Genomic DNA, 12,386 nt, shown 5'->3' on the forward strand with positions numbered 1-12,386 from the left:
TCAGGCCTTCTCGATACGGGGGGCACGGGCGTCCTTGGGGCGTTTGGCGGCAAGCAGGCTGAACACCGCAAGCGCCGAGGCGACGATGGCGTTCCATCCGGCCATCGACAGGCCCAGCCAGCTCCAGGCCACATCGCCGCAACCGATCACCTTGACTACCGGCCCCGTGCCCATGGCCAGCGCCGTCAGACTGTCCATATCAACAGACCCGCCGACCGACGAACAGGTCGCGGGCAAGGCCCACCACCTGTATTCGCCCCCCATGTGGAAGATGGCCGTCACGGCCCCGGTGGCGAAGACGGCGGCCAGCAGGAAGGCGGCGATGCGCGGGGTTCCCCGCCGGCTGCCGCTGATCAGGGTCCAGGCCGTGGCGACCACCGCCACCGCCGCCGCGCCCCAATAGGCCTCGCGCTGCTTGAGGCACAGGTTGCAGGGCTCAAGCCCGCCGAACCGTTGAAACGCATGGGCCGCGCCCAGCATGGCCAACGACGCGGCCAGGGCGAAGGCGGTCCACCAACGGGTCAGAAGGCGATAGGCGTCGATCATCCCGAAAGGTCTTACTCCGCCCCGACCGCCCCGTCGACTTACAGAAGCTTCACCGCGACGATCAATCCGACCAGGACAATCAGACCGATCACGCTCCACAGCGCCAACCGCTTTTCCACCTGCGCCAGCATGGCCGGACCCCAGCGTTTCAGGATCCACGCCTCCAGGAAGAACCGCCCCCCGCGCGTCGCTACCGACGCCGCGATGAAGACCGGAAAGCTGAACGCCGCCAGGCCCGAGGCGATGGTCACCAGCTTGTAGGGGATCGGCGTCAGCCCCTTGATCAGTATGACCCACAACCCCCACTGCTCGAACCAGGCGCGGAACTGCGCCAGCCCGTCCGAATGGCCCAGCAGCCGCATCATCGCCAGACCCACGTCGGTCAGGAAATAGCCGATCGCATAGCCCAGTATACCGCCCAGCACCGAAGCGACGGTGCAGACGGCGGCGTAGAAATAGGCCTTCTCCGGCCGCGCCAGGATCATCGGCGCCAGCATCACGTCGGGCGGAATGGGAAAGAACGAGCTCTCGGCGAACGACACGACGGCCAGGGCCTTCGTCGCATGGCGGCTGCGCGCCAGATCGAAGACGCGGTCGTAAAGCTGGCGAAGCATGAAAATCCCCGAGACGAACGTCGTCCCTAGCAACGCCGGGCGGCGCCGTCACGGTCTCGCGGCGCGCCGCGAGCACGACAAGTCCCCAAAACAAGCCTGGGCGGCAAGGTCGACGGGAACATCCGCCGCCATGCGGGGATTGTGCGACATCGCACCGCTCGCAGTCTGTGCTTCAACCCCCTAATCGGATCGCATGACGCCCACCCTCTCCCCCGGAAAACAGGACGATGTCAGCCATAACGTCACCCGCCTCTTGCGGCGGCTGGCGGACGACGGCGGCGACGCGGGCCTGACCCTGCACGAGATCCGCGACCGGCTGGACGAGCGCGCCTATGGGCTGCTGATCCTGCTCCTCTCCATCCCGTGCCTGGTGCCCGGCCTCTACGGCGTGCCGCAAGTCGTCGGACTGATCGTCATCCTGCTGGCGGGCCAGATGCTGGTCGGGCGCGAGGAGCCGTGGCTGCCGCGCTGGTTCCTGAACCTGCGCTGCAAGGGCGTCTGGCTGAAGGCCATGGCCGATTTCGCCGAGACGAAACTGGGCTGGATCGACCGCCTGTCGCGCCCCCGCCTGCGCCGCTTCGCCGACGGGCCGGGTGAGAAGCTGGCGGCCGTCTTCATGATCCTGGCCACCCTGACCATCGTCATGCCCCTGACCAACACCATCCCGTCGGTCGCCCTGGCCCTGCTGTCGGTCGGCCTGATCCAGCGCGACGGCCTGTTCGTCCTCGCCGGCGCCACCGTCACCACCGTCTGGCTGACGATCCTGGGCGTGCTGGCGACCGGCCTGCTGATGGGCGCCGAATGGGCGACGCGCTGGCTGCCGGGCTGACGCAACCTTGAAAGATTCGCCGTCAAATCGCCCTAGTTGTTCTGGCCAGTATGCTCACGCTTGATCGTGGGAGCCTGAACATTTGACCTCGAATCTGATCGGCCTTGTCGCCGCCCTCGGCCTCGCTTTCGGAGCCGCCGCCCCGGCCTTTGCCCAGCAGGCCGCGACGATCGAGGCCCGCACCGCGCCGGGCGGCGTTCTGGTGACCTGGAAGCTTGCCCAGCTGACGAACGAGGTCGCCTTCCTGGATCAGGAAATCGTCCGCACCCTCTGGACGGTCAGAACACCGGGCCTGTCGCTCTCGGACGGCGTCGTGAGGTCCGACAGGCCGTTCGATGCTTTCGACATCCTTATCGCCCCCGACGCGGCCGAGGTGGACCGCGTCTATATTGGGCTGGTGCGGGTCGGATCGGGCCAGAGCCTTTACGGACCCGCGCTGGCGCTGAAGGACATGGACGCCGAACTGACCGTGAGGGCCGCCGACGGTGAAACCGTCACGCCTCAAACCAACGCGATCCAAAGCTACGTCTATGTCGGACCGACGTCGGCCGTGACACAGGATGACGGCGGCGTGGTCGTCGTCGGGGATACCGTTCCTGCGTCCCTACGGACTGCGATGAGAGATGGATTTCTAGCGGCCCAGGGATTCTATGGCGCTCGTCTCGGCCGCGATCTGCCCTATGCGCCGACCCTGATCGTCACTACCGACAGCCCCGGCCCGACGACGTTTCGGGGCGATGTGACCGACAATGGCGTCATCTCCCTGCGCTTTCACGGCTCGGACTGGTCCGCGCCCCCGCTCGATGTGACCGAACAGCTCTCGACCTTCGTGTGGCACGAGACGCTGCACCTGTGGAACAGCCATGCGGTGACGACCAAGGACGGCGCCAGCGCGCCGTGGCTGCATGAGGGCGGAGCCGAATACGGCGCATTGATCGCCGCCCTGTCCACGGGAACGATCGACGAGGCCCAGTTGAAGACCTCGCTGGCGCGACGGCTGAACGGCTGCCGCGCCGCCCTGAGCGACCGCGCTGACGCCGAGCAGCGCTTGCGCACTGCAAACGCCATCTACAACTGCGGCGTTGTCGTGCAGTGGATCGCGGACCTGGAGACCCGCCGCGCCTCCGATGACCGCACAGACATCTTCGACACCTGGAAAGCCATCCTTCAGTCCGGTCGCGCGGGAGACGGCTATGGGGTGGCGGACTTCCGCAACCGCCTGACGCCAGACACCGCCGTAGCCGTCCTGCTGGACGGTCCGGGTCCGGAACGCTGGGCTGGCATCCAGACGCGCCTGGCCGCCCTCGGCGTCACCCTGGTCGATAGGCCCAGCCCGCGTGACCTTCGCCAGGCCGCCCTTTTCCACATGGTCGATCAGAACTGTGGCGGCCAGGGCGGCTTTTCAATCGATAACGGCCGGATCAAGCTGGACTCCGGCGATCGATGCGGCGCCCTGTCTGGCGATCCCGTCGTCGTCGCGATCGAAGATCTGGACCCCATGTCGAACAGTCAGGGCGTCTTCCAGGCCGTCCAGGCCCGATGCGCCGAAAACCTGCCGGTCCGTTACCGACTGTCGGACGGCAAGACCGTCGAGGCCGTCTGCAAGGCCCCGCTTCAAGCCCCGGACGTCTGGGCCGTGGATGCGATGCCGGATATGAAGGCGCGACCCGTCTGACGGTGCAAGCGCCGCCATAAATGTCCAAGATTTAACGGGTGCCAGGCCGACATCCGTTGAAAGGTGAAATGGTCGACCGGCGGTCGATCTTTCTCAGGTTTCTTTCACGGCGTGTCATGGCTTTGCATCTTCGTTCCTCGCGCACCCTACTCGCCGCACTTGGCGTCGGCGTCCTGCTGACGGCCGCGCTGCCAGCCGCCGCTCAGGATTATCGCCAGTCCTTCCATCCCGATCAGTTGAAGGGGCCGCCCGCCGGCGCGCTGAACGAGGTGTTGGTGCTGGGCACGCCCCACCTGTCGAACCTCGGCGACGGCTTCAAGGCCGAGAGCTTGTCGCCCCTGTTGGACCGGCTGGCGGCCTGGAAACCCACCGCTATTGCGACGGAAGACCTGTCGGGTCTGCAGTGCGACAGCCTGCGTCGCTATCCGGCGCGCTATGCCGAGACAGTCGAGACCTATTGCTGGGATCCCGCCCCCGCCGCCTTGGCGACCGGCTTGGACGTGCCCGCCGCCAACGCCGAGGCCGAACGGCTTCTGGCGGCATGGCCCGTCCAACCCACAGCGGCCCAGCGGCGTCATCTGGCGGGTGTTTTCCTGGCGGCCGGCGAGCGCGGATCGGCCCTGGTCCAGTGGCTTCGACTTTCCCCCGAGGACCGGATCGCGAGCGATGGGCTAAACGAGGCCCTTGTCGCAATGCTGAACCGGATCAAGGATCGGTCGAACGAAACCTATCTCATCTCCGCCCCTCTGGCGGCGCGGCTGGGACTGGAGCGGCTGTGGAGCGTCGACGATCACTCCGCCGACACGCCGGACCCGACGGACCCGGTGGAGAAGAAGGCCAACGAGGACGCCATCATGGGCGCCTGGGACAATCCCGCCAGCACAGCCCGTCGGGCGCAGGACGTCCGTCTCAGCGCCGGCCTGGACCAGCCCGACGGCGTCCTTCAGATGTACCGCGCCTATAATGCGCCGGACGCTCCGGCGATGGCCTATCGATCCGATTTCGGGGCCACGTTGGTGGAACCCTCGCCACAAGCCTTTGGCCGCATTTATCTCGGCTTCTGGGAAACGCGGAATCTGCGGATGGTGGCGAACATACGCGATGTGCTGGGTCGCTATCCCGGCACGCGGATGCTGACCATCGTGGGCGCGGCGCACAAGGGCTACTACGAAGCCTATCTGGACCAGATGCACGACGTCCGGCTGGTCGATCCCGAACCCGTCCTGCGCTGATCGCATGCGGCGCTGCGGGGCGCTGTTCATCACGTCCCCGTGGCTTCGTCTTGGCTCCGTCGTCTTCTGTGACTAGGTTCCGCGCCAATCGGCGGCGAGACCGCCAGCAAGATTACGCGGGAGACGCGCCATGAACGACATGACCCAAGCCCAAGTCGAACAGATCGACCTTGAAAACCCCCTCGGCGTCGACGGTTTCGAGTTCGTCGAATTCACCGGCCCTGAGCCCAAGGCGATGATCTCGCGCCTGGAGCTGATGGGCTTCACCCAGACGCATGTGAACCCCAGGACCGACGTGGTCCGCCTGAAGCAGGGCGACATCAGCTTCCTGGTTCATCGCAAGCCCCAGGATCGTCCGGAGAGCCAGGCCGCGACCTTCGCCAAGGATCACGGCCCGTCCGCCAACGGCATGGCCTTCCGCACCGCCGACGCCAAGGCCGCCTATGAGGGCGCAGTCGAGCGCGGCGCCAAGCCGGCCCAGGGCGTCAACGGCGGCGCCCTGGGCGCAGACTACCCCTATATCCTCGAAGGCATCGGCGGCAGCCTGCTCTACGTCATCGACCAGTATGGCGACGCCGGTTCGCTGTATGACACCTGGGACGAGATCGAGGGCTGGGAGGAATCCGAGCGCAAGAATTCGATGGGCCTCGAAATCCTGGATCACCTGACCCACAACGTGCGTCGCGGCGAGATGCGCACCTGGTCCGGCTTCTACGGCTCGGTCTTCAACTTCGAAGAGCAGAAGTATTTCGATATCAAGGGCAAGGCCACCGGCCTGTTCTCACAGGCCATGATCGCGCCCGACCGCGCCATCCGCATCCCCCTGAACGAGAGCCAGGACGACAACTCCCAGATCGAGGAGTTCCTGCGTCGCTACAACGGCGAGGGCATTCAGCACATCGCCCTGACCACCGAGAACATCTTCGAGACGGTCGAGGCCATGCGCGAACGCGGCGTCGACTTCCAGGACACCGTCGAGACCTATTTCGAACTGATCGACAAACGCCTGCCCAACCACGGGCACGACGTGGCGCGGATGCGCAAGAACCGCATCCTGATCGACGGCTCGGACGAGGACGGCCTGCTGCTGCAGATCTTCACCCAGGACACCTTCGGCCCGATCTTCTTCGAGATCATTCAGAGGAAGGGCAACGAGGGCTTTGGCAACGGCAACTTCCAGGCCCTGTTCGACTCCATCGAGCTGGACCAGATTCGTCGCGGCGTCATCAAGGTCGACGCCTGAATGCAGATGCGGCCGCCCGCCTGGCTGCCCTGGCTCGGCCCGGTCCTCGCGGCCGGCGCCGGGGCCCTGGCCGGCGAATACTGGCTGGGCGGCGGCTTCTGGATGGTCCTGATCGCCGCCCTCCTCTGCGGCTTCGCCCCCATCGTCGGCTATCAGGTGTGGAAGCGGCTGCACCACCGGGGGTGACGCGGTCGCGCCGCATCTCTCCTCACTCCCTTCGTTCAGACTGACACGCCCATGCCTGCAACCGACGACGAACTGACCGTGATGGCCCAGGAGGAGCTGGACGCCGCCTGCGCCATAACCTTCGTCGAGCTGAAGAAGATCACCCCCTGGGGCGACAGCTACGAAGGCTTCGCCCCGTCCGGCCGCACGGTCGAGGTCGAGCGCCGCTACCTCTGGGCCGTCGAGCCGGAAGGCGGCGTCGTCGTCGAGGTCGAGGTCCGCGACCGCGCCGCCCGCACCGGCGCCGAGGCGCGCGCCCTGCTGACGGCCGCCGACTGATTCCGCCGTTCCCAACATCGCAAATCCGGTCTAGGCCTTGCTCATGAAACTCGCCTCGCTCAAGCACGGCCGCGATGGCCGCCTCGTCGTCGTCTCGCAGGACCTGAACTGGTTCACCGACGCCTTCCTGATCGCCCCGACGCTGCAGGCGGCGCTGGACGACTGGGACCAGTGCGGGCCCCGGCTTGAGGCCCTGGCCGAAAGTCTGGAACACGAGGGCGTGCCGCGCGGTCGCTTCCACGAGCGGGACGCCGCATCGCCCCTGCCCCGCGCCTATCAGTGGGCGGACGGCTCGGCCTATGTGAACCACGTCGAGCTTGTGCGCCGCGCGCGCGGGGCCGAAATGCCCGAGACCTTCTGGACCGATCCGCTGATGTATCAGGGCGGCTCCGACAGCTTCCTGGCGCCGCGTGATCCCATCCCGCTGGCCGACGAAGCCTGGGGCTGCGACCTCGAAGCCGAGATCGTCGTGGTCGTCGGCGACGTGGCGCAAGGCGCGACGCGCGAACAGGCCCTGGCCGCCATCCGCCTGGTCGGCCTGGTCAACGACGTGAGCCTGCGCAACCTGATCCCCGCCGAACTGGCCAAGGGGTTCGGCTTCGTCCAGTCCAAGCCCGCCAGCGCCCTGTCGCCGGTCCTGGTCACGCCGCAGGCCCTGGGCGACCGGTGGCAGGACGGCAAGCTGCACGGCGCGCTGAACGTCCAGCTGAACGATCAGGACTTCGGCAAGGCCGACGCCGGCGTGGACATGACCTTCGACTTCGGAACCCTGATCGCTCACCTGGCCAAGACCCGGTCGCTGGGCGCCGGGACCATCATCGGATCGGGCACTGTGTCCAACAAGGACGCCGACGGCGGCCCCGGCAAGCCGGTGTCGGAAGGCGGCCTGGGCTACAGCTGCATCGCCGAGGTCCGCACGGTCGAGACGATCCTGCGCGGCGCCGCCGAGACCCCCTTCCTCAAGCACGGCGACACGGTGCGGATCGAGATGCTGGACGACCGTCACCACTCGATCTTCGGCGCCATCGAACAGACGGTCGGCCCGCTTTCCAGCGCAGAATGACAGCGCTAGATTGATGGCGTCAGCCTCGGGGGAGGCCGCAAAGTCCTGGGGAGAGACGACGTGCCGCCTGAAAAACTGATCCCGCTGCTCATGATCCCGATCATGCTGGTGGTCGTGCTGCTGAAGAACCGCAGGAAGCGGGTGCTGAAGCCGCATCTGCTGTGGATCATGCCAGCCATCGTCCTGCCGCTGATCGGCCTGGGCCTGTGGGGCACGACGCAGAACCCCAACATGGCCCACGCCCCGTTCGGCCCTGCCGCCTGGGCGGTGCTGGCCATCGGCGGCGTCCTGGGCGGCGTCGCCGGCTGGTATCGCGGCAAGACCGTCACCATCGAAAAGGAGCCCCACGGCTCCCTGATGGCCCAGGCCTCGCCTCTGGGCCTGATCCTGCTGGTCGTTCTGTTCGCGGGCCGGTCGCTGCTGCGCGACCTGATCGAGAGCCACGCCGCCGAATGGCATCTGAACGCCATGGCCGTGACCGACGCCTTCCTGGTCTTCGCCATGGGCCTGATCGTCATGCAGCGCGTCGAAATGTACATCCGCGCCCGCCGCATCCAGGCGGGCGGCACGGACGGGCATGTGGAGGTCGCGGCCTAAAGGTTCAGGCTAGACGCCGCCTCCGCCCTTGTGGCATGAGGCGGCCTCTGCGGGCGTGGTGGAATTGGTAGACGCGCTGGATTCAAAATCCTGTTCCGAAAGGAGTGCCGGTTCGATTCCGGCCGCCCGCACCACCTTCTTCACATGATGAGCGTTTTCACCCGCCGTCCCGGCGCGGCGGACGTCAGGATATGGCGAACTGCCGAGCGATCGCCAAGGCCCCGATCACGATCGCAAGCACGATGACCAGGCCGATGACGACGGCGATCCCGGCCTTGGCCTGATCCCGGTTTGAACGCGCGTTGGCTTCGAGGTCCAGATAGAACAACCCTTCCCCGACCGGCACGATCACCTTGTGCTTGATCAGGGCGTCGACGGTGTGGCGTGGGGACCTGGGCGGCAAGGCGATGGCGGTGTCGGCGGTCAGCGCCCCGGCCTTCTGGAAATGCTCCACGACCCGGTTGCGGACGCGCGCGGCGTTGATCGCGGCATTTGCGGCAATATTGGCGGCGGCGTTCGTGGCGGCGTTCATCGCAAACTCTCGGCTGGGGAAGCGATCAGCCGCATCCGCTTCACCTCAGTTCAAACCGCCACGCTTGAAAGCGCAAGAGCCGATCAGCCCAGTTGGCGGTGGAAGAACCCCGCCACGTCGGCGAGCACCGTCGCCTTCTTGCGGAACAGAGGCGAGAAGGTCGCGATCAGGTCGGCGTGGTCCAGGCCCGGATAGAGTTTGGCCTCCGAGCGGCCGCCCGCCGCCCGCATCCGATCGTCCAGAATGATCGTGTCCTCGTCGTGGACCACCTTGTCGGCCGTGCCGTGGCCCAGCCACAGCGGCGGGGCGTCGGCGCGCACGAAGGTGACGGGCTGGGTCAGGGTCGGATCCGGCGCGCGGCCGAAGGCGTTGCGCGACGCCGCCACGTCGAACGGCAGGAAGTCATACGGCCCCGCCAGACCCGCCGCCGCCTTGATCAGGTCGGGCCGACCGACGGCGGCCATATAGCGACGGTCCAACGCGATCATCATCGCCAGATGCGCGCCCGCCGAATGGCCCAGCACGCCCAGGCGCGCGGGATCGCCGCCATATTGAGCCGCCACATCCGCCGCCTTGGCCGTGGCGGCGGCGGCGTCCTCGATGAAGGCCGGGAAGATGACCTGGGGCACGACGCGGTAGTCCGGCAGGGCCACGACGAACCCCTGCGCCGCCAGCGCTTGCGCCGCCCAGCCGTACTGGCTGCGCGAACCAGAGTCCCAGCCTCCACCATAGAAGAAGACCAGGATCGGATACGGTCCCGGCGCGGTCGGGGCGTAGAGGTCCATCCGCTGGCGCGGGTCGTCGCCATAGGCGATGTCGCGCGCGACGCGGCGGACCCCGCCGTCCCTCGGCCCCAGGGTGTTGAGCAGGCCCAACGGCGAGCAGGCGGCGGCGAGAAGCCCCAGGGCGGGCGCGAACAGGCCACGGCGGGTCATGCGTAAGGTTCCATCGCGCTCAATACGTTCGCGCCGCCGATTCGGTCTTCGTCGCCCCGATGATTACCGCGCGGCATGTCACCTGGCGTTGGCAATCAGTCCACCGCAGTCGGCGTCCTCGGCCAGGCCCGGATCGACGAAGGCGAACAGGGCCGTCACCGGCGCCACCACCGCGCCCAGAAGGCCCGCCAGCCCGCCCTGCGACACCACATCGCCCAGATCGACCCCGACCTTGGGCGCCGTCAGCGGGCCGGAGACGGTGATCGGCGCCCACAGACGCAGCAGGCGCGGCTTCTTGGATTCGCCCTCGATGCGCAGGTTCATCGTCTCGGCGCCCAGATTTATCGTGCCCTTGCCCTGGGCCAGGACCACATCCGTATCGATGACGAAGGTGCGGGCGGTCGCCGTGCCCCCGCTGACGCTGAAATCGGCGACGGCGCAGCGGATCTGGCTTTCGGACTGATCGCCGCTGAGCAGTTTCAGCAGGCCCGCGCTGGCGTTGATGCCCAGCAGTTCGGCAAAGGCCGCCCGCATCCGACCGTTCGGCACCACCAGGCTGAGCGAGCCTTTCGACGCCCCCGCGAAATCATGGATCGAGGCGCCCGGCCCTTCCAGCCTGGCGCGGCCCAAGGCGCGACCGCTTAACGGGACGGAGCCGTTACGGGCGGGAATGATCGATTCCAGCGGATAGCCGGCCAGCCGCAGATCCACCGTGCTGTAGGGCGTGTCCCGGGTCGCATTGATCCGCGCCGTGCCGTTCATCTCGCCGCGGTTGAAGTTGAAGCTGATCGGGTCGAGCTTGAGGACGCCGTCCTTCAGGTCCGCGCCCAGGTTCACGGCGCGCACGTCGAACTCGTTCGCCTTCACCGCCGCCGCCCGGTAGGTCAGGGTACCGTCCATGGTGCGCAGGCGTTCGGTCTGCAGCTTGGCGTCGGGCAGCAGCTTACCGCCGACGGCGACCGGCGCCTCGGTGTCGGTGCCGGCCGCATTGGTCCGGGTCCGCGCACCCAGCACGGCGGCCAAATCGTCGATGTCCAGGCGGCGCGAGGTCAGTTGCGCATCCACCCTCAGGCGCCGGGCGGAATCGACCCGTACCTCGCCCGACAGGTCTGACGCGCCGACGCGCCCGTCGAAATCCTTGAAGGTCCAGATCCGCTCGTTGCGGTTCAGCGCGCCCGACAGCCGATAGGGCGGCGTATTGGGCAGGGTGACGCCGGTCAACAAATAGAGGTCCGACATATTGCGCCCCTTCATCGTCAGGGTCGCATCGAACCGGCCCAGGTCGAACGGGCGGGTGATCGCGCCCTTGGCGGTCAGGGACGACCCCGCCCCGCTGACCTCGGCCTCGAACCGATAGGGCCGGTTGCGCCGAATGTTCATGAAGGGTCCGCCCTCGATCTTCAGCGTCAGGGGCGAGCCGTTCACCGTGCCTCGCCCGTCCAGCAGGAAGCCGGCGGCGCCGCTGGCGGCCTCGCGCGCGTTGACGGCGGCCTGCAGCGTCAGGCCCCGCCGCTGTTCGTCGAAGGACAGCTGACCGTCGGTGATGATGAGTTGCTGGATGACGGGCAGCTTCAGCCCCTCGCCGGTGTCGGGCTTGTTGGGGTTCAGCTCCCAGCTCTTTCGGCCGTCCTTGGTCGAGATCAGCACGACCTTGGGCCGGGTGAAGCTGAGCAGCGGCATCTCGATCTGGCCGGCCAGCAGTTTCCTGAGCCTGACCGAGGCGCGGACCTCATCGACGTCGGCCGTGTCGCGATCTCGCGCCCAGTCCGGCCCGCCGATCTTCAGCCCCCGCACCACGGCGGACGGCGTCCAGCTGAACAGGTTGACGTCCAGATCCCCCGTCAGGGCGATCTGACGATCGTATTTGACCGAGGCCCAGCGGCCGATCGGCCCACGCAGCATGTTCCAGTCGAACAGGGCCAAGACCAGCACCACGACCGCGACGAGGACCAGCACGACCCCCGCCGCCCATTTTTCCGCCGATCCGGGCCGCCGCGCCGCCGCATAGACGGGGTCGTTGTCGCGAACCCAGTCGCGCCAGGACCGCAGGCGCACGCCCGCCGGAACCAGCGCCCTTTGATGCACGCCAGCCCGAAAAGTCCGCCAATTCCGTGGGTTCGACAATCGCTCGTCTCCGTCAGCCACAGAGAACGCATCAGCCCCCGTTTGGCGCCGCAACGTCAACCTCTCGTCAGTCGTCGTCTATTTGACGTGAACTTGTCGCATATTCTTTACAAACAGAAATATCGGCGCATATTTCGTCAGAGTCCTGATCTTAATTCAGGCCATGGAGGATGACCCGATGACCCGTTTTCTCACCCCTGCCCTGATCGTCGCCGCCTTGGCGGCCGCCGCGTCGCCCAGCCTGGCCCAAAGCTCGACGCCGCGCGCCGAACGCGCAGCCGTTCTCCAGTCCGTCATGGTTTGTGGAACCGATGCGGCCTCGCGCCCCGCCTATCAGCGCGACAACGGCGTGACCCCCACCTTCGTCACCGCACAACAGGCGGTCGCCGCCCGCCAATCGGGCCAGCGCTGGGCCGCCCCGCGCTGCATGACCGCGCACCAGTATGACCGCCTCGCCGGCGCACCCCAGATGCGCGCCTCGCTCTGATCCTG

General features: G+C 67.2%; 14 protein-coding genes and 1 tRNA gene. 10 read left to right on the forward strand and 5 right to left on the reverse strand.

The genetic code is table 11. From position 1 onward, the window contains the following. Together AC3ISA_RS04490 and AC3ISA_RS04495 are read right to left on the reverse strand one after the other, a co-directional pair. Entirely contained in the window at positions 1-546 is a 546-nt protein-coding gene (locus tag AC3ISA_RS04490) for a disulfide bond formation protein B (RefSeq protein WP_489179516.1), read from the reverse strand. Positions 547-584: 38 nt separating this feature from the next. Next, positions 585-1,160, reverse strand: a complete 576-nt coding sequence (locus AC3ISA_RS04495) for a YqaA family protein (RefSeq protein WP_489179517.1) — start codon at positions 1,158-1,160, stop codon at positions 585-587. 193 nt (positions 1,161-1,353) lie between these two features. Here AC3ISA_RS04495 and AC3ISA_RS04500 point away from each other — a divergent pair, with 193 nt between their 5' ends. The 9 genes from AC3ISA_RS04500 (at position 1,354) to AC3ISA_RS04540 (ending at position 8,437) form a co-directional block, all read left to right on the forward strand. Continuing rightward, entirely contained in the window at positions 1,354-1,989 is a 636-nt protein-coding gene (locus AC3ISA_RS04500) for an exopolysaccharide biosynthesis protein (protein WP_489179518.1), read from the forward strand. A gap of 82 nt (positions 1,990-2,071) precedes the next feature. Continuing rightward, positions 2,072-3,664 (forward strand): hypothetical protein, encoded by a 1,593-nt coding sequence (locus AC3ISA_RS04505; RefSeq protein WP_489179519.1) that lies wholly within the window; start codon positions 2,072-2,074, stop codon positions 3,662-3,664. Positions 3,665-3,780: 116 nt separating this feature from the next. Continuing rightward, on the forward strand, positions 3,781-4,896 hold the full coding sequence (locus AC3ISA_RS04510; protein ID WP_372692411.1) for a DUF5694 domain-containing protein: 1,116 nt from the start codon (positions 3,781-3,783) through the stop codon (positions 4,894-4,896). 130 nt (positions 4,897-5,026) lie between these two features. Beyond that, entirely contained in the window at positions 5,027-6,139 is a 1,113-nt protein-coding gene (hppD, locus tag AC3ISA_RS04515) for a 4-hydroxyphenylpyruvate dioxygenase (protein ID WP_489179520.1), read from the forward strand. Then, positions 6,140-6,325: a hypothetical protein gene (locus tag AC3ISA_RS04520; RefSeq protein ID WP_346497806.1), complete on the forward strand. Its 186-nt coding sequence runs from the start codon at positions 6,140-6,142 to the stop codon at positions 6,323-6,325. It abuts the gene before it with no gap. A 51-nt stretch (positions 6,326-6,376) separates the two neighbouring features. After that, positions 6,377-6,643: a hypothetical protein gene (locus tag AC3ISA_RS04525; protein ID WP_489179521.1), complete on the forward strand. Its 267-nt coding sequence runs from the start codon at positions 6,377-6,379 to the stop codon at positions 6,641-6,643. A 43-nt stretch (positions 6,644-6,686) separates the two neighbouring features. Beyond that, a complete protein-coding gene (locus AC3ISA_RS04530; protein WP_489179522.1) occupies positions 6,687-7,706 on the forward strand; it encodes a fumarylacetoacetate hydrolase family protein in 1,020 nt (339 codons plus the stop codon). A gap of 60 nt (positions 7,707-7,766) precedes the next feature. Beyond that, positions 7,767-8,303, forward strand: coding sequence for a CcdC protein domain-containing protein (locus AC3ISA_RS04535; protein ID WP_489179523.1), 537 nt, complete (start codon positions 7,767-7,769; stop codon positions 8,301-8,303). A 49-nt stretch (positions 8,304-8,352) separates the two neighbouring features. Beyond that, positions 8,353-8,437: transfer RNA gene (locus tag AC3ISA_RS04540), tRNA-Leu, on the forward strand. A 50-nt stretch (positions 8,438-8,487) separates the two neighbouring features. Here AC3ISA_RS04540 and AC3ISA_RS04545 read toward each other — a convergent pair. The 3 genes from AC3ISA_RS04545 to AC3ISA_RS04555 form a co-directional block, all read right to left on the reverse strand. Continuing rightward, a complete protein-coding gene (locus tag AC3ISA_RS04545; RefSeq protein ID WP_489179524.1) occupies positions 8,488-8,835 on the reverse strand; it encodes a hypothetical protein in 348 nt (115 codons plus the stop codon). 83 nt (positions 8,836-8,918) lie between these two features. After that, complete coding sequence (locus tag AC3ISA_RS04550) at positions 8,919-9,770, reverse strand: alpha/beta hydrolase (protein WP_489179525.1); 852 nt, start codon at positions 9,768-9,770, stop codon at positions 8,919-8,921. A 78-nt stretch (positions 9,771-9,848) separates the two neighbouring features. Then, positions 9,849-11,825: an AsmA family protein gene (locus tag AC3ISA_RS04555; RefSeq protein WP_489179526.1), complete on the reverse strand. Its 1,977-nt coding sequence runs from the start codon at positions 11,823-11,825 to the stop codon at positions 9,849-9,851. A gap of 247 nt (positions 11,826-12,072) precedes the next feature. Here AC3ISA_RS04555 and AC3ISA_RS04560 point away from each other — a divergent pair, with 247 nt between their 5' ends. Continuing rightward, positions 12,073-12,381 carry a hypothetical protein gene (locus AC3ISA_RS04560; protein ID WP_489179527.1) on the forward strand — a complete coding sequence of 103 codons (309 nt, stop codon included), beginning with the start codon at positions 12,073-12,075 and terminating at the stop codon, positions 12,379-12,381. The last annotated feature ends 5 nt before the right edge of the window (positions 12,382-12,386 follow it).

The sequence above is a fragment of the Brevundimonas sp. KH_058 genome, from assembly GCF_057838505.1.

Excerpts from the sequence above, each read along its gene's own strand:
- AC3ISA_RS04490 (WP_489179516.1), bottom strand. The coding sequence starts at position 546 with ATGATCGACGCCTATCGCCTTCTGACCCGTTGGTGGACCGCCTTCGCC.
- AC3ISA_RS04495 (WP_489179517.1), bottom strand. The coding sequence starts at position 1,160 with ATGCTTCGCCAGCTTTACGACCGCGTCTTCGATCTGGCGCGCAGCCGC.
- AC3ISA_RS04500 (WP_489179518.1), top strand. The coding sequence starts at position 1,354 with ATGACGCCCACCCTCTCCCCCGGAAAACAGGACGATGTCAGCCATAAC.
- AC3ISA_RS04510 (WP_372692411.1), top strand. The coding sequence starts at position 3,781 with ATGGCTTTGCATCTTCGTTCCTCGCGCACCCTACTCGCCGCACTTGGC.
- hppD (WP_489179520.1), top strand. The coding sequence starts at position 5,027 with ATGAACGACATGACCCAAGCCCAAGTCGAACAGATCGACCTTGAAAAC.
- AC3ISA_RS04520 (WP_346497806.1), top strand. The coding sequence starts at position 6,140 with ATGCAGATGCGGCCGCCCGCCTGGCTGCCCTGGCTCGGCCCGGTCCTC.
- AC3ISA_RS04525 (WP_489179521.1), top strand. The coding sequence starts at position 6,377 with ATGCCTGCAACCGACGACGAACTGACCGTGATGGCCCAGGAGGAGCTG.
- AC3ISA_RS04530 (WP_489179522.1), top strand. The coding sequence starts at position 6,687 with ATGAAACTCGCCTCGCTCAAGCACGGCCGCGATGGCCGCCTCGTCGTC.
- AC3ISA_RS04545 (WP_489179524.1), bottom strand. The coding sequence starts at position 8,835 with ATGAACGCCGCCACGAACGCCGCCGCCAATATTGCCGCAAATGCCGCG.
- AC3ISA_RS04550 (WP_489179525.1), bottom strand. The coding sequence starts at position 9,770 with ATGACCCGCCGTGGCCTGTTCGCGCCCGCCCTGGGGCTTCTCGCCGCC.
- AC3ISA_RS04560 (WP_489179527.1), top strand. The coding sequence starts at position 12,073 with ATGACCCGTTTTCTCACCCCTGCCCTGATCGTCGCCGCCTTGGCGGCC.